The organism is Actinacidiphila guanduensis, assembly GCF_900103985.1.
Lineage (GTDB): Bacteria > Actinomycetota > Actinomycetes > Streptomycetales > Streptomycetaceae > Actinacidiphila > Actinacidiphila guanduensis.
The window spans coordinates 456,357-473,328 of the sequence record NZ_FNIE01000005.1; the positions used below are offsets into that span (position 1 = coordinate 456,357).

General features: G+C 73.1%; 18 protein-coding genes. 15 read left to right on the top strand and 3 right to left on the bottom strand.

All coding sequences use genetic code 11. The features are described 5' to 3' along the window. Positions 1-117 precede the first annotated feature (117 nt). From BLR33_RS13565 to BLR33_RS13610, 10 genes are all read left to right on the top strand, one after another. Positions 118-546, top strand: a complete 429-nt coding sequence (locus BLR33_RS13565) for a Rieske (2Fe-2S) protein (protein WP_093784648.1) — start codon at positions 118-120, stop codon at positions 544-546. A gap of 83 nt (positions 547-629) precedes the next feature. Further along, a complete protein-coding gene (gene uvrC, locus BLR33_RS13570; protein WP_093784649.1) occupies positions 630-2,843 on the top strand; it encodes an excinuclease ABC subunit UvrC in 2,214 nt (737 codons plus the stop codon). Beyond that, positions 2,840-3,898, top strand: coding sequence for an RNase adapter RapZ (gene rapZ / locus BLR33_RS13575; protein WP_093784650.1), 1,059 nt, complete (start codon positions 2,840-2,842; stop codon positions 3,896-3,898). The genes uvrC and rapZ overlap by 4 nt, the downstream gene beginning before the upstream one ends. 2 nt (positions 3,899-3,900) lie before the next feature. Next, the gene (locus tag BLR33_RS13580) at positions 3,901-4,920 is read left to right on the top strand and encodes a gluconeogenesis factor YvcK family protein (RefSeq protein ID WP_093784803.1); all 1,020 of its coding nucleotides are present in this window, start codon (positions 3,901-3,903) and stop codon (positions 4,918-4,920) included. After that, entirely contained in the window at positions 4,911-5,888 is a 978-nt protein-coding gene (whiA, locus tag BLR33_RS13585; protein ID WP_093784651.1) for a DNA-binding protein WhiA, read from the top strand. Before BLR33_RS13580 ends, whiA begins: the two co-directional genes overlap by 10 nt. A gap of 202 nt (positions 5,889-6,090) precedes the next feature. Then, the gene (gene gap, locus BLR33_RS13590) at positions 6,091-7,095 is read left to right on the top strand and encodes a type I glyceraldehyde-3-phosphate dehydrogenase (protein WP_093784652.1); all 1,005 of its coding nucleotides are present in this window, start codon (positions 6,091-6,093) and stop codon (positions 7,093-7,095) included. Positions 7,096-7,237: 142 nt separating this feature from the next. Next, positions 7,238-8,452: a phosphoglycerate kinase gene (locus BLR33_RS13595; RefSeq protein ID WP_093784653.1), complete on the top strand. Its 1,215-nt coding sequence runs from the start codon at positions 7,238-7,240 to the stop codon at positions 8,450-8,452. A 7-nt stretch (positions 8,453-8,459) separates the two neighbouring features. Further along, a complete protein-coding gene (gene tpiA / locus BLR33_RS13600; protein WP_093784654.1) occupies positions 8,460-9,245 on the top strand; it encodes a triose-phosphate isomerase in 786 nt (261 codons plus the stop codon). A gap of 218 nt (positions 9,246-9,463) precedes the next feature. Further along, positions 9,464-9,694 carry a preprotein translocase subunit SecG gene (secG, locus tag BLR33_RS13605; RefSeq protein WP_093784804.1) on the top strand — a complete coding sequence of 77 codons (231 nt, stop codon included), beginning with the start codon at positions 9,464-9,466 and terminating at the stop codon, positions 9,692-9,694. A gap of 200 nt (positions 9,695-9,894) precedes the next feature. Continuing rightward, on the top strand, positions 9,895-10,230 hold the full coding sequence (locus tag BLR33_RS13610) for an RNA polymerase-binding protein RbpA (protein ID WP_073497103.1): 336 nt from the start codon (positions 9,895-9,897) through the stop codon (positions 10,228-10,230). Between the two features lie 109 nt (positions 10,231-10,339). On the opposite strand, the gene BLR33_RS13615 is transcribed toward BLR33_RS13610, so the two are convergent. Further along, positions 10,340-11,245, bottom strand: coding sequence for a MurR/RpiR family transcriptional regulator (locus BLR33_RS13615; protein ID WP_093784655.1), 906 nt, complete (start codon positions 11,243-11,245; stop codon positions 10,340-10,342). A gap of 180 nt (positions 11,246-11,425) precedes the next feature. Between BLR33_RS13615 and BLR33_RS13620 the strand changes: the two genes are divergently transcribed. The 4 genes from BLR33_RS13620 to BLR33_RS13635 all read left to right on the top strand — a co-directional run bounded on the left by BLR33_RS13620 (position 11,426) and on the right by BLR33_RS13635 (position 14,348). Continuing rightward, complete coding sequence (locus tag BLR33_RS13620) at positions 11,426-12,466, top strand: N-acetylglucosamine kinase (protein WP_093784656.1); 1,041 nt, start codon at positions 11,426-11,428, stop codon at positions 12,464-12,466. A gap of 73 nt (positions 12,467-12,539) precedes the next feature. Next, the gene (locus BLR33_RS13625; protein ID WP_093784657.1) at positions 12,540-13,304 is read left to right on the top strand and encodes a sugar isomerase domain-containing protein; all 765 of its coding nucleotides are present in this window, start codon (positions 12,540-12,542) and stop codon (positions 13,302-13,304) included. Positions 13,305-13,469: 165 nt separating this feature from the next. After that, complete coding sequence (locus BLR33_RS13630; RefSeq protein ID WP_093784658.1) at positions 13,470-13,925, top strand: hypothetical protein; 456 nt, start codon at positions 13,470-13,472, stop codon at positions 13,923-13,925. Positions 13,926-14,048: 123 nt separating this feature from the next. Then, positions 14,049-14,348: a PadR family transcriptional regulator gene (locus tag BLR33_RS13635; RefSeq protein WP_093784659.1), complete on the top strand. Its 300-nt coding sequence runs from the start codon at positions 14,049-14,051 to the stop codon at positions 14,346-14,348. 26 nt (positions 14,349-14,374) lie between these two features. Here BLR33_RS13635 and BLR33_RS13640 read toward each other — a convergent pair whose 3' ends face one another. Next, positions 14,375-15,310, bottom strand: a complete 936-nt coding sequence (locus BLR33_RS13640) for an LLM class flavin-dependent oxidoreductase (protein ID WP_093784660.1) — start codon at positions 15,308-15,310, stop codon at positions 14,375-14,377. A gap of 110 nt (positions 15,311-15,420) precedes the next feature. Here BLR33_RS13640 and BLR33_RS13645 point away from each other — a divergent pair, with 110 nt between their 5' ends. Then, positions 15,421-15,888 (top strand): MarR family winged helix-turn-helix transcriptional regulator, encoded by a 468-nt coding sequence (locus BLR33_RS13645; protein ID WP_093784661.1) that lies wholly within the window; start codon positions 15,421-15,423, stop codon positions 15,886-15,888. Positions 15,889-16,178: 290 nt separating this feature from the next. Here the strand turns inward: BLR33_RS13645 and BLR33_RS13650 are convergent, their stop codons facing one another. Then, the gene (locus tag BLR33_RS13650; protein ID WP_093784662.1) at positions 16,179-16,862 is read right to left on the bottom strand and encodes an SMI1/KNR4 family protein; all 684 of its coding nucleotides are present in this window, start codon (positions 16,860-16,862) and stop codon (positions 16,179-16,181) included. Between the last annotated feature and the right edge of the window lie 110 nt (positions 16,863-16,972).

Here is a 16,972-nt window from a genome sequence, read left to right on the forward strand (position 1 = left end):
GGCCCCCGGTCGGCCCGAAAGCCCCGGCGGCACACCGCCGTCGGGGCGCCCAGGGACGGGACGTAAGGTACGGGACGGCACGATCACCCCGTCCTTCCCCCGTGTTTGGAGCGCCCCATGTCGAGCGAACTTCCCGCCTCCCGCCGTACGGTCCTGCGGGGCGCGGCCCTCGCCGGGGCGGTCGGGGCCGCCGGGCTCGGCCTGGCCGCCTGCGGCGGGAAGAACGGCTCGGCCGACGGCCCGACCAAGCCGGTCGACCTCGGCGCCGCCACGCAGGTGCCAGTCGGCGGCGCCCGGCTGTTCCGCAACGACAAGGTGCTGGTCTCGCAGCCGCAGCAGGGCGAATTCAAGGCGTTCAGCGCGGTCTGCACCCACCAGGGCTGCGTGCTGGACTCGGTGGACGGCACCACTGCCTCCTGCCCCTGCCACGGCAGCCAGTTCAACGCCGAGACCGGCGCCGTCGTGCAGGGGCCGGCGAGCAAGGCGCTGCCCGCCGTGGACATCAAGGCCGCCGGCGGCCGGCTGACGGCGGGCCCCGGCGCCTGAGCCGCCCCGAAGAGCGCCGCCACCGGGCGGGACTGCCGAATGGCGCGGCCCCGTCGTCGTACCGCGACAGTAGGGTGGAGGACATGGCAGACCCCAGCAGCTACCGACCGAAGCCGGGCGAGATCCCCGACTCCCCAGGGGTCTACAAGTTCCGCGACGAGCACCGCCGGGTCATATACGTGGGCAAGGCCAAGAGCCTGCGGCAGCGGCTGTCGTCGTACTTCCAGGACATCACCAACCTGCACCCGCGCACCGCCACCATGGTCACCACGGCCGCCTCCGTGGAGTGGACGGTGGTCGGCACCGAGGTCGAGGCGCTGCAGCTGGAGTACTCCTGGATCAAGGAGTTCGACCCGCGGTTCAACGTCAAGTACCGCGACGACAAGAGCTACCCCTCGCTCGCGGTCACCATGAACGAGGAGTTCCCCCGGGTCCAGGTCATGCGCGGCCCCAAGCGCCGCGGAGTGCGCTACTTCGGGCCGTACGCACACGCCTGGGCGATCCGCGAGACCGTGGACCTGCTGCTGCGGGTCTTCCCCGTGCGCACCTGCTCCGCGGGCGTCTTCAAGCGCTCCGCCCAGATCGGCCGGCCCTGCCTGCTCGGCTACATCGGCAAGTGCTCGGCGCCTTGCGTCGGCCGGATCAGCGCCGAGGACCACCGCGAACTCGCCGAGGAGTTCAGCGACTTCATGGCCGGCCACACCGGCACCTACCTGCGCCGCCTGGAGCAGCGGATGAAGGACGCCGCCGCCGCCATGGAGTACGAGCAGGCTGCCCGGCTGCGCGACGACATGGAGGCGCTGCGCCGCGCCATGGAGAAGAACGCGGTGGTGCTCGCCGACGCCACCGACGCCGACCTGATCGCCGTCGCCGAGGACGAACTCGAGGCGGCCGTGCAGATCTTCCACGTCCGCGGCGGCCGGGTGCGCGGCCAGCGCGGCTGGGTCACCGACAAGGTCGAGGCGGTCGACACCGCGGGCCTGGTCGAGCACGCCCTGCAGCAGCTCTACGGCGACGAGAGCGGGGACACCGAGCAGTCCGGCGGCAGCGGCGGCGTGCCGAAGGAGGTGCTGGTCCCGGCGCTGCCCGAGCCGCTGGAGCCGCTCGCCCAGTGGCTCGCCGACCGGCGCGGCTCGCACGTCAGCCTGCGGGTGCCGCAGCGCGGCGACAAGAAGGACCTGATGGCGACCGTGCAGCGCAACGCCCAGCAGGCGCTGGCGCTGCACAAGACCAAGCGCGCCTCGGACCTGACCACCCGCTCCCGCGCGCTGGAGGAGATCGCCGCCGCCCTCGACCTGGACACCGCGCCGCTGCGCATCGAGTGCTACGACATCAGCCACCTGCAGGGCGACGACGTGGTGGCCTCCATGGTCGTCTTCGAGGACGGCCTGGCCCGCAAGAAGGAGTACCGCCACTTCGCGATCAAGTCCTTCGCCGGGCAGGACGACGTACGGGCCATGCACGAGGTGATCTCCCGCCGCTTCCGCCGCTACCTCCAGGAGCGCCAGCGCACCGGCGAGTGGGAGCCGGCCGAGGAGAACGACGGGGCGACCGGCGGGGAGCCCGGCGCGGAGACCGGCCCCGTCGCCGGCGGGCCGGTCACGGGCGCCGCCCACGACAGCGCGACCGGATCCGGTGAACCCGCAGGACCCGGGGGCCCCGCCGCACCCGGCGCCGGTCCCGACGACGAGGAGGGCGAGGTCGCCGGCGGCCCGATCGACCCCGAGACCGGCCGGCCGCGCAAGTTCGCCTACCCGCCGCAGCTCGTGGTCGTGGACGGCGGGCAGCCGCAGGTCGCCGCCGCCCAGAAGGCCCTGGCCGAACTCGGCATCGACGACGTCGCCGTGTGCGGTCTGGCCAAGCGGCTGGAGGAGGTCTGGCTGCCCGGCGAGGACGACCCGGTGATCCTGCCGCGCACCAGCGAGGGCCTCTACCTGCTGCAGCGCGTCCGCGACGAGGCGCACCGCTTCGCCATCACCTACCAGCGCAGCAAGCGCTCCAAGTCGATGAAGGCCGGCGCGCTCGACGCCGTGCCCGGCCTGGGCGCCACCCGCAGGCAGGCCCTGCTCAAGCACTTCGGTTCGCTCAAGCGGCTGCGCGCGGCGACCGTGGAGGAGATCTGCCAGGTCCCGGGGATCGGCCGCCGTACGGCCGAGACCGTCGCCGCCGCCCTGGCGGCCGCGGCCCCGGCCGCGCCGGCCGTGAACACCGCGACCGGAGAGATCATCGACGACAGCGACGGGGCGTCCGCCGGCGCTACGGCGGCCCCGTCCGACCATCGGGGGCACAGCACATGACCGAGCCGGAGCAGCGGGCCGATCGCACCGCGGACGGTACCCAGGAACGGCAGGAACGCCAGGAACGCCAGGAACACGGGGAACGACAGGAACCCGGGGTGCCGCACGATCCCGGGCCGGCGCCGGACCTCCCCGGCCGGGAGGACGGCGGCACCTCACGGACGGCCGGCGGCAGGGGCGGCGAGCCGGGCGCGGCCATCCCCGAACTCGTCATCATCTCCGGGATGTCGGGCGCGGGCCGCAGCACCGCGGCCAAGTGCCTGGAGGACCTGGGCTGGTTCGTGGTCGACAACCTGCCGCCCGCCCTCATCCCCACCATGGTCGACCTCGGGGCGCGCTCGCAGGGGAACGTGGCGCGCATCGCGGTCGTGGTGGACGTGCGCGGCCGGCAGTTCTTCGACACCCTGCGCGAGTCGCTGGCCGACCTCGCCGGCAGGAGCGTGCGGCGCCGGGTGATCTTCCTGGAGGCGTCCGACGACGCGCTGGTGCGCCGCTTCGAGTCCGTACGGCGCCCGCACCCGCTGCAGGGCTCCGGGCGGATCGTGGACGGCATCGCCGCCGAGCGCGACCTGCTGCGCGAACTGCGCGGCGACGCCGACCTGGTGATCGACACCTCCAGCCTCAACGTGCACGAGCTGCGGGCCAAGCTGGACGCGCAGTTCGCCGGCGAGGAGGAGCCGGAACTGCGGGCCACCGTCATGTCGTTCGGCTACAAGTACGGCCTGCCGGTCGACGCCGACCTGGTGGCGGACTGCCGCTTCCTTCCGAACCCGCACTGGGTGCCGGAGCTGCGGCCCTTCACCGGGCTCAACGACGAGGTGGCGACCTACGTGTTCAACCAGCCGGGGGCCAAGGAGTTCCTGGACCGCTACGCCGAACTGCTGCACATCATCGCCGCCGGGTACCGGCGGGAGGGCAAGCGGTACGTGACCATCGCCGTCGGCTGCACCGGCGGCAAGCACCGCAGCGTGGCGATGTCGGAGCGGCTCGCGGCACGGCTGGCGGCGGACGGAGTGGAGACGGTGACGGTGCACAGGGACATGGGGCGCGAGTGATCATGACAGGTCGGCGGCGGCGCCGCGGCGGACTCGGGTCCGCTGCGGGCCGTCGCGGCGGGGCGACGCCGAAAGTCGTCGCCCTCGGGGGCGGGCACGGCCTGTCCGCCTCGCTGGCCGCGCTGCGCCGGATCACCGGCGACCTGACCGCGGTCGTCACCGTCGCCGACGACGGCGGCTCCAGCGGCCGGCTGCGCGCCGAGATGGGCGTGCTGCCCCCGGGCGATCTGCGCAAGGCCCTGGCCGCGCTGTGCGGGGACGACGAGTGGGGCCAGACCTGGTCGCGGGTGCTGCAGCACCGTTTCGTCAGCGGCGGCGACCTGCACGGCCACGCGGTGGGCAACCTCCTCATCGTCGCGCTGTGGGAGCAGCTGAAGGACGAGGTGGCCGCCCTGGAGTGGGTGGGCCGGCTGCTGGGCGCGCACGGCAGGGTGCTGCCGATGTCGGCGGTGCCGCTGGACCTGGAGGCCGTGGTGCGCGGCCACGACCCGGAGCGGCCCGAGGCCGTCTCGACGGTCCGGGGGCAGGCCGCGGTCGCCCTCACCCCCGGCGAGGTGCAGCAGGTGCAGCTGGTGCCGGCCGACCCGCCGGCGGTGCCGGAGGCCGTGCAGGCGGTCATGGACGCCGACTGGGTGGTGCTCGGGCCCGGCTCCTGGTTCTCCTCGGTGATCCCGCACCTGCTGGTGCCCGAACTGGCCGACGCGGTGGCCCAGACCCGGGCCCGCCGGGTGCTCACGCTCAACCTGGCGCCCCAGCCGGGCGAGACCGAAGGTTTTTCTCCGCAGCGTCACTTGGAGGTTTTGGGCCGACACGCCCCTAAACTCACCATCGACGTGGTTCTCGCCGACGAAGCCGCCGTGCCCGACCGGGACAGCCTCTGCGAGGCCGCCCGCAAGCTGGGCGCCTCGGTGGAGCTGGCCGCGGTCGCCGCCCCGGACGGGCCGCGGCACGACCCGGAGTCGTTGGCCGCCGCGTACGACCGGATTTTTCGAATGCGTGGAAGGATCGGCCCATGGCGATGACGGCAGCGGTGAAGGACGAGATCTCCCGGCTCCCCGTCACCCGGACCTGCTGCCGCAAGGCGGAGGTCTCGTCGATCCTGCGCTTCGCGGGCGGCCTGCACCTGGTGAGCGGGCGGATCGTGATCGAGGCGGAGCTGGACACCGGGATCGCCGCGCGCCGGCTGCGCAAGGACATCCTGGAGATCTTCGGGCACGCCTCCGACCTGGTGGTCATGGCGCCCGGCGGGCTGCGCCGGGGCAGCCGCTACGTGGTGCGGGTGGTGGCCGGGGGCGACCAGCTGGCCCGGCAGACCGGCCTGGTGGACGGGCGGGGCCGGCCGATCCGCGGCCTGCCGCCCCAGGTGGTCTCCGGTGCCACGTGCGACGCCGAGGCGGCCTGGCGCGGTGCCTTCCTCGCCCACGGCTCGCTCACCGAGCCCGGCAGGTCCTCCTCGCTGGAGGTGACCTGCCCCGGGCCCGAGGCCGCGCTCGCCCTGGTGGGGGCGGCGCGCCGGCTGCAGATCCCGGCCAAGGCGCGCGAGGTGCGCAACGTGGACCGCGTCGTGGTGCGCGACGGCGACGCGATCGGCGCGCTGCTGACCCGGCTCGGCGCGCACGACTCCGTGCTGGCCTGGGAGGAGCGGCGGATGCGGCGCGAGGTGCGCGCCACCGCGAACCGGCTGGCCAACTTCGACGACGCGAACCTGCGGCGCTCGGCCCGGGCCGCGGTCGCCGCGGGCGCGCGGGTGGCGCGCGCGCTGGAGATCCTCGGCGACGAGGTGCCCGAGCACCTCGCCGCGGCGGGGCGGCTGCGCATGGACCACAAGCAGGCGTCGCTGGAGGAACTCGGCTCGCTGGCCGAGCCGCCGCTCACCAAGGACGCGGTCGCCGGCCGTATCCGCCGCCTCCTCGCGATGGCCGACAAGCGGGCCTCCGACCTGGGCCTGCCGGGCACGGAAGCGAACCTCACCGAGGAAATGGTCGGCTAGCGGCACCCCGCGCCCCCGAGGTGCCAGACCGTGCCGTTCCGAGCGGCGGCGCCACGGCGAGCCGTACCCCGTGGAGCAAGCCGCAGGCGGCCCGCCGGTGTCACCCCGTACACCTCGGGGAGGTAGGGTCGGAGGTGGTCGGGGACATCCCAAAATTCGCAGCCGGAGAGGGACTCCGGCGACTGAGCGAGGAGATCGGTTCGTGACGATCCGGGTAGGCATCAACGGCTTTGGCCGCATCGGTCGTAACTTCTTCCGCGCCGCCCTGGAGCAGGGCGCGGACATCGAGATCGTGGCTGTCAACGACCTGGGTGACACCGCGACCACCGCGCACCTGCTGAAGTACGACACCATCCTCGGGCGCCTGAAGGCCGAGGTGAGCCACACCGCCGACACCATCACCGTGGACGGCCACACCATCAAGGTGCTCGCCGAGCGCGACCCCGCCGCCATCGCCTGGGGCGAGCTGGGCGTGGACGTCGTGATCGAGTCCACCGGCATCTTCACCAAGGCCGCCGACGCCGGCAAGCACCTCGCGGGCGGCGCCAAGAAGGTCATCATCTCGGCGCCCGCCAAGGACGAGGACATCACCATCGTCATGGGCGTCAACCAGGACAAGTACGACTCCGCCCAGCACAACATCATCTCCAACGCCTCCTGCACCACCAACTGCGTGGCGCCGATGGCGAAGGTGCTGCTGGAGAACTTCGGCATCGTCAAGGGCCTGATGACGACGGTGCACGCGTACACCAACGACCAGCGCATCCTGGACTTCCCGCACAAGGACCTGCGCCGCGCCCGCGCCGCCGCCGAGAACATCATCCCGACCACCACGGGCGCCGCGAAGGCCACCGCGCTGGTCATCCCGGAGCTGCAGGGCAAGCTGGACGGCCTGGCCATGCGTGTCCCGGTCCCGACCGGCTCGGTCACCGACCTGGTCGTCGACCTGGAGCGCGAGGTCACCAAGGACGAGGTCAACGCCGCGTTCCAGAAGGCGGCCGAGAGCCAGCTCAAGGGCCTGCTGGAGTACACCGAGGACCCGATCGTCTCCTCGGACATCGTCAACACCCCGGCCTCGTGCACCTTCGACTCCTCCCTGACGATGGTCCAGGGCAAGACCGTGAAGGTCGTCGGCTGGTACGACAACGAGTGGGGCTACTCCAACCGCCTGGTGGACCTCACCGTCTTCGTCGGCGAGCAGCTCTGACCTGCCGGCCGGCACAACCGCCCCACCGCACCGCGATGTGAGCGACAGGGTCCGGACGGACGCGACGACGCGCCGGCCGGGCCCTGTTCGTGTGCGCGCGGCGCGGGACCGCACGGACCCGTACTCACAGGAGACCGCAACGATGAAGACGATCGACGATCTGATCGCCGACGGGCAGGTAGCGGGCAGGCGCGTGTTCGTCCGCGCCGACCTCAACGTGCCGCTGGACGGCAGCACCATCACCGACGACGGCCGCATCCGCGCCGTCGTGCCGACGATCCGCCGGCTCGCCGAGGCCGGCGCCAAGGTGATCGTGGCCTCGCACCTGGGCCGGCCCAAGGGCGCCCCCGACCCGGCGTTCTCCCTCGCCCCCGTCGCCGCGCGGCTCGGTGAGCTGCTGGGCACCGAGGTGGCCTTCGCCGCCGACACCGTGGGCGACTCCGCCCGCGGCACCGTGGCGGGCCTGGCCGACGGGCAGGTCGCGCTGTTGGAGAACCTGCGGTTCAACGCGGGCGAGACCGCCAAGGACGATGCCGAGCGCGGCGCCTTCGCCGACCTCCTGGCCGAGCTGGCCGACTCCTACGTCGGCGACGGCTTCGGCGCGGTGCACCGCAAGCACGCCTCCGTCTACGACCTGCCCGCGCGGCTGCCGCACGCCGCCGGCGAGCTGATCGCCACCGAGGTCGGGGTGCTCAAGAAGCTCACCGAGGACGTCGCCCGCCCGTACGCGGTGGTGCTCGGCGGCTCCAAGGTCTCCGACAAGCTCGGCGTGATCGACCACCTGCTGGAGAAGGCCGACCGCATCCTGGTCGGCGGCGGCATGCTCTTCACCTTCCTCAAGGCCCAGGGCCACGATGTCGGCAAGAGCCTGCTGCAGGAGGACCAGCTGCCCGCGGTCACCGAGTACCTGGAGCGGGCGAAGGCGCGCGGGGTGGAGTTCGTGCTGCCGGTGGACGTCGTCGGTGCCACGCAGTTCCCCGACCTGAAGACCAAGGCCCCGGCCGACCCGGTCACCGCGCCCGTGGACGCCATCCCCGCCGACCTGATCGGCCTGGACATCGGCCCGGAGTCGCGCAAGCTGTTCGCCGCCAAGCTCGCCGACGCCGCCACCGTCTTCTGGAACGGCCCGATGGGTGTCTTCGAGCACCCCGACTTCGCCGACGGCACCCGCGCCATCGCGCAGGCGCTGGTCGACGGCGCCGGCTTCAGCGTGGTGGGCGGCGGCGACTCCGCCGCGGCCGTGCGCATCCTCGGCTTCGACGAGGACGCTTTCGGCCACATCTCCACCGGCGGCGGCGCCAGCCTGGAATACCTCGAGGGCAAGACCCTGCCCGGTCTCGCCGCACTGGAGAACTGACACCGACATGACCGAGCAGAGCACCCGCACCCCGCTGATGGCGGGCAACTGGAAGATGAACCTCAACCACCTCGAGGCCATCCGCCACGTCCAGAAGCTCGCCTTCGGGCTCACCGACAAGGACCACGACGCCGTCGAGGTCGCCGTCCTGGTGCCCTTCACCGACCTGCGCTCGGTGCAGACCCTCGTGGAGGGCGACCGGCTGCGCATCCGCTACGGCGCCCAGGACGTCTCCGCGCACGACTCCGGCGCCTACACCGGCGAGGTCTCGGGCCCGATGCTGTCCAAGCTGAAGTGCACCTACGTGGCGATCGGCCACTCCGAGCGCCGCCAGTACCACGGCGAGGACGACGCCCTGGTGAACGCCAAGGTCAAGGCCGCCTACCGGCACGGGCTCACCCCGATCCTGTGCGTCGGCGAGGGCCTGGACGTGCGCAAGGCCGGCAACCAGGTCGCGCACACCCTCGCCCAGGTCGACGGCGCCCTGAAGGACGTCACCGCGGAGCAGGCCGCCACCGTCGTCATCGCCTACGAGCCGGTGTGGGCGATCGGCACCGGCGAGGTGGCCACCCCCGAGGACGCCCAGGAGGTCTGCGGGGCGATCCGCGGCCGGCTGGCCGAGCTGTACGACCAGGAGCTCGCCGACGCCGTGCGCATCCAGTACGGCGGCTCGGTGAAGTCCGGCAACGTGGCCGCGATCATGGCCCAGCCGGACGTCGACGGCGCCCTGGTGGGCGGCGCGGCGCTCGACGCGGACGAGTTCGTCAAGATCGTGCGCTTCCGCGACCAGTAGCCGGGCAGTAATCGGACACCAGTCGGGTGGCAGCCGGGCCGTGGCTGTCCGGTGGCCGGGCACGTGGCCGCCCGGTGGGCAAGCCGTGAGCGACCGGTGATGTCCTGGGCGCCGTGAAGTACCCTTGCGGGGCCGAACCGTGTAGCTCGACGGTTCGGCCCCGCACTGCAACCGTGCAGTGCCGTCCTGTAGTCGAGAGAGTTGGTCCAGCCGTGGAAATCGGGTTCTCCATCGCCCTCATCATCTTCAGCCTGCTGCTCCTGCTGCTCGTGCTGATGCACAAGGGGAAGGGCGGCGGCCTTTCCGACATGTTCGGCGGCGGCATGCAGTCCTCGGTCGGCGGCTCCTCGGTGGCCGAGCGCAACCTGGACCGGATCACCGTGGTCGTCGGGCTGCTCTGGTTCGCCTGCATCGTCGCGCTCGGCATCGTGATGAAGGTGAACAACTGACGTTCCGTCCGGGTCGGCACACGGCGTCCGACTTCCGCCCGTACGGGGAGATCTGACGCCTCGTCGCCAAGGCGGCGCATCCGCGACTTATCATGGAGCCGCGCCTTGGGATACGGTGCCCATTCCCGCCGGGGTGCGGGGGCGTACCGGTCTCCCCTCCAGGGCGACCTCGCAGCACCATCACGCAGGGAGTTACGACCGTGGCAAGTGGCAACGCGATCCGTGGCAGTCGGGTCGGAGCGGGGCCGATGGGAGAGGCCGAGCGCGGCGAGTCCGCGCCGCGCCTGCGCATCTCCTTCTGGTGCTCCAACGGGCACGAGACCCAGCCGAGTTTCGCCAGTGACGCGCAGATCCCGGAGACCTGGGACTGCCCCCGCTGCGGCTTCCCGGCCGGGCAGGACGAGGAGAACCCGCCGGCGCCGCCGCGCACCGAGCCGTACAAGACCCACCTGGCGTACGTGCGCGAGCGCCGGTCGGCCGCGGACGGCGAGGCGATCCTCGCCGAGGCGCTGGCCAAGCTCCGCGGCGAGATCTGATCCGCATCACCCTCCTCACCCTTCGTCCGCTCCTCGCCGTACCCGTCCCGCCCGTGCGGACCGTCGCGGCCCCGCAGCGGCGGCTCCGGCCCCCGGCGGCCGGGCGGGCTCACCGTGGCGAACGCGGCGGATCCCCCCGGCGGCCGGGGGCCTTGCGTGTGCTGTGGCCGTCGGCGATGTGCGCGGTCAGCGCGATCGAGGCGGTGGCCCGCTCGTAGGTGAGCTGGGCAACGCGCGCATAGAGGCAGTCCACCAGCAGCAGCACCGAGTGGCGGGTGCCGAAGTTGCCGCGGCGGAAGCTGGTCTCGCCGGAGAAGAATGTCAGCGTGATGTCGGCGGCCCGGGCGATCGGCGAGCGCGGGTCGCCGGTGACCGCGATCGTGGTGGCGCCGCGGTCGGCGGCCAGCCGCAGCGGCTCCAGGACCTCCCGGGTGGTGCCCGAGTGCGAGACGGCCACCACCGCGTCGGAGGGCGTCAGCAGCGCCGCGGAGGTCTCCGCCGCGTGCACTTCCGTCCAGGCGTGGGCGGCGCAGCCGATACCGAACAGCCGGGCCTGTGTCTCGTGGGCGACGATGCCGGAGCCGCCGACGCCGTAGACGTCGATCCGGCGGGCCTTGGCGAGGGCCTGGGCGGCCCGCTCCAGCGCCTCGCGGTCCACGTGCTCGGCGGTGTGCCGCAGGGCCCGCAGGTCCGCCTCCGCGACAACGGCGATGACCTTCTCCAGATCGTCGTCCGGCCCGATCCGCGGGCCGAGCGCCGCCTGAGCGTCCGGGCCGGCCTGCGCTCCCTGGGCGCCCTGCTCCTGGGCGAGCTCGATGAGCAGCTGCTGGTAGGAGTCCAGGCCCAGCGCGCGGCAGAAGCGGGTCACGGTGGCCTGCGAGGTGCCGGTGCGGCGGCCCAGCTCGGCGGCCGAGCCGTGGGTGGCCGCGGCGGGATCGGCGAGCACGCCCTCGGCGACCTTGCGCAGGGAGCCGGACATCCGGGGGAGTTCCGAGCGGATCGTTGCGGTGATCATGGCGACTCGTCTCGGTCGGGGGCCGTGCGGGTGGCTGTACGGGGCGGGGTCGGGGTCGGGCGGGGCGTGGGGGGCGTGGGGGTGAGTCGGGGCTGTATGTCTGCGCGAGGCCGTGCGGGGGGGTGCTGGATGCCGTTCGGGGTTGTGCTGGGGTGAATCTATCAACCACCATGCGTGTCGATGAGTGGAACAGACAGCCGGCACCTGGTGGTCGGCATCGACGCGGGCGGCACCCGCTGCCGGGCCTGCCTCGCCGCCGTGGGCCCCGGCGGCGCCCGTACCGTGCTGGGCCGCGGCAGCGGCGGCCCCGGGAACGCGATGAGCGTCGGCCGCGCCGACCTCACCCGGCACCTGACCGAGGCGGTCGGCGGCGCGGTCCGCGCGGCGCGGGCCGCCGACCCGCGGATCGCCACCCGGGTGGTCGCGTCCTTCGGCGGCTTCGCCGGCGGGGCGGCCGGGCTCGGCCCCGAGCGCGGCAAGGACCTGGCCGTCTCCTGCTTGCGGGACGCGCTCGCCGCGCACGGCATCACCGGTGTGCCGGTGGGGGCCGGCGGCGACATCGAGGTGGCGTTGGCCGCGGGCCCGGGCGCTCCCCGCGACGGACTCGTGCTCATCGCCGGCACCGGCGCCATCGCGGCCCGGCTGGCCGCGGGCGGCCGCCGCATGGTCTCCGACGGGCACGGCTGGCTGCTCGGCGACGAGGGCAGCGGCTTCTGGCTCGGCAACCGCGCCACCCGCGCGGCCCTGGAAGCGCTCGACGGCCGCGGGCCGTGGACGGCGCTGGTGCCGCGGGTGACCGCGCACTACCTGGGCGAGGACGTGGCGGCGGAGGTCGCGGGCGGGGACGCGCCCGGCCGGCTGGACGGGCCGGCGCGGCACCGGATCGCCGAGGCGGTCGTGGCGGCGGCCTACGAGCAGGCGCCCGCGCGGCTGGCGGCGGTCAGCCCGATCGTCGTGGCGGTCGCGGCCGAGGGTGACGCGGTGGCGCTCGGGCTGCTGGACGCGGCGGCCGACCTGCTCGCCGGGACGGTGGGGTCGCTGCGGCCGCTCGCGGGGGAGCCGGTCGTCGCCACGGGCGGGCTGCTGGCGCCCGCGGGCCCTCTGCTCGAACGGGTCTCCGGGCGGCTGGCGAGGCAGGGCCTGCGGGTCTTTCCGGTGGCGGACCCCTCGGAGGGCGCGGCGGCGCTGGCGCTGACGCTGCTCCTTGACGGCGCCGGGTGAAGGAATGTTTCATCAACATGCGTGATCGCTGGTTGGTTGAACCGGCGACGTGCCGACCGAAGGGGACGCCGGAATGTCCGAGGGACCGATCAACGCCGCCAGGTTCGCCGACGAGGGCCGCGCCGCCGTCGAGCGGGCGATCGCGGCGAACAAGGAGTCCGTCGCGGCCGCCGCCCGGATCTTCGCCGACACCGTCGCCGCGGACGGGGTGATCCACGGCTTCGGCACCGGCCACTCCCAGGCGACCGTCCTGGAGATCGTCGGCCGCGCGGGCGGCCTGATCCCCACCAACCGGATCGGGCTGGCCGATCTCGTGCTGCGCGGCGGCGAGGACCGCTCCGTGCTGGGCGACCCGCTGCTGGAGCGGTCCCCGGGGCTGGCCCGGCGGCTCTACGACCTGGCCGGGCCGCGCCCGCAGGACGCCTTCGTGATCGTCTCCAACTCGGGCGTCAACAACTCGATCGTGGACATGGCGCTGCACGTCAAGGCGGCCGGCCACCCGCTGATCGCGCTCACCTCGCTCGCCCACACCCGCGCGGTCCCCGCGCTGCACCCCAGCGGCAAGCACCTCGCCGACATCGCCGACGCGGTCCTGGACAACTGCGCCCCCAAGGGCGACGCGATCCTCCCCCTCCCGGACGGCAACACGCTGGGCGGGGTCTCCACGATCACGTCGGCGATGCTGGTCCAGATGGTCGTGGCCGAGGCGGTCGGCATCCTCCTCGCGGAGGGCAAGGAGGCCCCCGTCTACGTCTCGGCGAACGTCCCGGGCGGCCACGAGCGCAACGCGGTCCTCGAAGAGCGCTACGCCGGCCGCATCCACCGCGGCGGCTTCTGACCCACCCCCGACCCGGCCCTCTTCCCCCACCCCCCACCCCACGCCGAAGCCGCCACGGCGACACGCACCCCTCAACGGGCGCCCCCACTACGATCTTGCGCGGGGGCGCCCCCAGTTCCCTTGGCTGTAGGACGAGTTGTCGTGCCCTCAAGAGGAAGAGTCTCCATGCCCGTAAGCGACTTCCAAGTGGGCGAGCCGCTGACGTTGGCCTGCGAACCTGCTGATGCGCGTGTCGCGACGGTGTGGGGCCGGTACATCTTCATCGAGTGGCCCTGGCGCCAGATCGACCCGGAATCACGGGTCAGGTGGAACGGTCAGGTCGCGCTTCCGAGAGAGGCCGACAGCGGCGAGTGGGCCAACACCCCCTGGCGTGTGGAACCTGCTGCCGATGAGCTCGCAGTGGGCGACTCCTGCAGGGTCGGTATCCCGAGAACGCGCGTGGTCGTGCGAGCGGTGCGCATTTATCGCCCGGCCAAGGACGTCGGGTGGCTTCCGCGTCCCACAGTGGCACTGTCCGTCGTGCCGTTCGGCGACTGTGACGGCGACGAGGAAGCCGGCTACCTCGTCCATGTGGATGGAGCCGAGCCCATCACGGCGGCCCGCGCCCAGGATTTCCGGTAGTGCGGGAGCGGTGAATCCCGAGCGGGTGGATGTCCGGCCGGTTCGGGAACCGCGGCCGCGGTTCCTGGGCGGCGTAGGATCGGGGGCCGATATCGGGGGCGTCACTTGTGGAGGTGGGCCGGGGTGCGGGAGTTCCAGCGGGGGGCGGTGCGGATGCACATCCTCCACCACGCGGCCGAGGACGAGGTGCACGGCGCCTGGCTCACCGAGGAGTTGGCCGGCCACGGGTACCGGATCAGCCCCGGCACCCTCTATCCGACACTTCACCGGTTGGAGGCCGACGGGCTGCTCACCTCCGAGCAGCGCGTGGTCGACGGCCGCACCCGCCGCGTCTACCGCGCCACCCCCGCCGGCCGCCAGGCGCTCGCCGAGGACCGCAAGGCCCTTGAGGAGCTGGCCCGCGAGGTCCTGGGCCACGAGTAGCGGCTCCCGCCGACGCTCGGGCCCCGTCAGGGGGCTTCCCCGGCCGCGCCGCGCACCGGTGCGATGATCTCGTCGACGAGCCACCGCGCGACCCCCGGCGGATAGGGGCCGCGCAGACTCAGCACGATGTGCGTCATGCCCGCGGCGACGAGTTCCGTGATCGCCGTGCGGTCGGCAGCCGGATCGTCGTAGGAGACGATGTACTGCACGGACCGGGTGATCGTCCGCGGGTCCCGGCCGATGGCGGCGCAGTGGCCGTCCAGGACGGCGCTGCGGTCGGCGATGTACTCCAGCGTGTTGTGCGGCGGCCCGGGGATGTTCCAGATGTCGGCGTGCTCGGCGACCAGGCGGAGCGTGCGGGTGCCCCAGCCGCCGATCAGCAGCGGCGGGCCCGGCGGCCGCTGGAGAGGTTTCGGCTCGTTGCGGTTGCCGGTCAGGGTGGAGTAGCGGCCGTGGAAGTCGAAGACGTCCCGCGTCCACATGCCGCGCAGGATCGCGATGGTCTCCTCCAGGCGGGCGATGCCCTCGGCGGGCGGGACAAGCGTGAGCCCGTAGGCGGCGTACTCCGCGGCCGCCGGGTTCTCACCCGCGACACCGCCCGCGCCGGGCGGCTGCACGGTGCCGCCCACGCCGAGGCCCATGATCAGCCGGCCCCCCGAGATCACGTCGACAGTGGTGGCGATCTTGCCGAGGACGGCGGGCGGCCGGATCCGGTTGCTCGTCACGAGCAGGCCCAGGCGCAGCCGCCGGGTGCGGGCGGCCAGGGCGCTCAGCAGCGTCCACCCCTCCAGGATCTGCCCGTCCTTCGGGCCGGCGATCGGCATGAGGTGGTCCCACAGCCAGGCGTCGGAGATCTCGGGCAGGTCGTCGGCCTCCTGCCACACGCGCAGGATGTCCTGGTAGGGGACCCGCATCGGGGTGGTCTTGACGCCGAATGTGACGGAGGGGAGGTGCTCGGACATGGGTGCCGTGTGCCCTTCGGATCGAGGCGGCGCCGGTGACGGCGGGGAGACCGTCACCATAGCTGATCGTCAGGACGGCTGACCATCAGTCCTCCGGATATGCTGGGGCCATGGCTCGCGACGCACCGCCCGAGGTCCTCACCTCCCGCCTCGGCTACCTGTTCAAGCACGCGTACTTGCGGCTGACCGAGGAGTCCGCGCGGGCGTTGGCGCCGTACGGGATCGACGGCCGCGAACTGGCGGTCCTCGCCGTCCTCGACGCGCACGCCGAGCTGTCCCAACTGGAAGCGGCCGGGCGACTGGGCGTCGACCGCACCACGATGGTGGCCCTCGTGGACACCCTGGAGGGCAAGGAACTGGTCGAGCGGCGCCGCAGCCCGCAGGACCGGCGCAAGAACATCGTCCGGCTCACGCCGAGCGGACGGCAGCGCCTGCACGACGCCGAATCGGCCCGGCAGGAGATGGAACGGCGCTTCCTCGCCGCGCTTTCGCCGAGCGACGCCACGCGCCTGTTCGCCATCCTGCAGTCCTTGGTCACCGCCCCGGCCCCTTCCGAGCGGGTGCCCGACGCGACGTGAGGGACCGCCTTCGCCCGGCGGGCCCCGCGGTCGGGGTCCACGAGGCGCCGCGGTTGCCGTGCCCGGCAGTCGGGAGGCGCCGCGACGTAATTCGCGCCAGCACCCTGGCACATTGCTGCGCGGGACCGAGCGTTTGTGTCCGCCGCTCTAGCTCGATGGGGCGCATGTGCCGCCTGCGGCGGGCGCCGGTGGGTGCTGCGGTGGTGCCGCGGCTTTCCGCGGGTGGGTGCCTTGGGTGCGAGGGTGCTTGGTGCCTCGCCGCTGGTCGGCGGTGGTCCGGAACCGCAGGGTCAGGCTCTACGCGCCGGGAGTTCGTCCAGCCACTCCAGGTACCACTCGGCAAAGCGGGTGCGACGGCGCTGTACGTGCCCCAGCGGAGCGAGCGGGCCGTCCGAGCATCGCGGGTCGAACCAGAGGTTGCCGCGCTCCTCGCCGGTGACGACGAGCCAGGTGAAGTAGCCGCATCCTGCGTGGCTCAGCCGTACGGCTCCCGCGGTCATCGCCGGGTACAGCTCGTCCTCGGCCGCTCGGAAGGCCGCGAGCGCCGGATCGGTTGTCCCGTCGGTCTCGTGGGAGGCCCTGGCCGCCCCCTCCAAGGTGCGCAACTGCTCGGTCAACCGAGTGCGTACGTCATCGCTCGGGAAGGGCTGGGCAAGCAGGGACCCACCCGGGCCTCCCGCCTCGCCCCACTCCGGCCAGCCCCAGATCCCGTCGCGGCAGACCAGCGAGGCCACTCCGTAGCCCGGGCCGAACCCTCCGGCGCCGACCTCCAGCAGGAAACCGCGATAGTCCGCGGGGAAGGTGATGCCGAACTGACGCTCGGCGGCCCGGACTTCGTCCTCGGTGAGCGGGTCATCGAGCAACGGGGTGAAGGACCCCGCGGGCCATCGCAGCAGACGCCGTAGCGGATGCCCCTTGTACGGCGGCGCCCCAAGTGCGAGCACGCGCTCCCGCACCCCGTCCCACTCGCCCATCGCTCCCCCCGACCCGAGGCCCACTTCTTCGTGGACATCATCGTCACCGACGAGTAAGCCTCTTGCTCCCAGGTGCCCTGCCACACTGCCGCGCGGAACCGAGCGATTGC

What these genes read in the sequence shown, in the direction of transcription:
- BLR33_RS13565 (WP_093784648.1), top strand. Translation starts at nt 118, where the DNA reads ATGTCGAGCGAACTTCCCGCCTCCCGCCGTACGGTCCTGCGGGGCGCG.
- uvrC (WP_093784649.1), top strand. Translation starts at nt 630, where the DNA reads ATGGCAGACCCCAGCAGCTACCGACCGAAGCCGGGCGAGATCCCCGAC.
- rapZ (WP_093784650.1), top strand. Translation starts at nt 2,840, where the DNA reads ATGACCGAGCCGGAGCAGCGGGCCGATCGCACCGCGGACGGTACCCAG.
- BLR33_RS13580 (WP_093784803.1), top strand. Translation starts at nt 3,901, where the DNA reads ATGACAGGTCGGCGGCGGCGCCGCGGCGGACTCGGGTCCGCTGCGGGC.
- whiA (WP_093784651.1), top strand. Translation starts at nt 4,911, where the DNA reads ATGGCGATGACGGCAGCGGTGAAGGACGAGATCTCCCGGCTCCCCGTC.
- BLR33_RS13595 (WP_093784653.1), top strand. Translation starts at nt 7,238, where the DNA reads ATGAAGACGATCGACGATCTGATCGCCGACGGGCAGGTAGCGGGCAGG.
- tpiA (WP_093784654.1), top strand. Translation starts at nt 8,460, where the DNA reads ATGACCGAGCAGAGCACCCGCACCCCGCTGATGGCGGGCAACTGGAAG.
- BLR33_RS13615 (WP_093784655.1), bottom strand. Translation starts at nt 11,245, where the DNA reads ATGATCACCGCAACGATCCGCTCGGAACTCCCCCGGATGTCCGGCTCC.
- BLR33_RS13620 (WP_093784656.1), top strand. Translation starts at nt 11,426, where the DNA reads ATGAGTGGAACAGACAGCCGGCACCTGGTGGTCGGCATCGACGCGGGC.
- BLR33_RS13625 (WP_093784657.1), top strand. Translation starts at nt 12,540, where the DNA reads ATGTCCGAGGGACCGATCAACGCCGCCAGGTTCGCCGACGAGGGCCGC.
- BLR33_RS13630 (WP_093784658.1), top strand. Translation starts at nt 13,470, where the DNA reads ATGCCCGTAAGCGACTTCCAAGTGGGCGAGCCGCTGACGTTGGCCTGC.
- BLR33_RS13640 (WP_093784660.1), bottom strand. Translation starts at nt 15,310, where the DNA reads ATGTCCGAGCACCTCCCCTCCGTCACATTCGGCGTCAAGACCACCCCG.
- BLR33_RS13645 (WP_093784661.1), top strand. Translation starts at nt 15,421, where the DNA reads ATGGCTCGCGACGCACCGCCCGAGGTCCTCACCTCCCGCCTCGGCTAC.
- BLR33_RS13650 (WP_093784662.1), bottom strand. Translation starts at nt 16,862, where the DNA reads ATGGGCGAGTGGGACGGGGTGCGGGAGCGCGTGCTCGCACTTGGGGCG.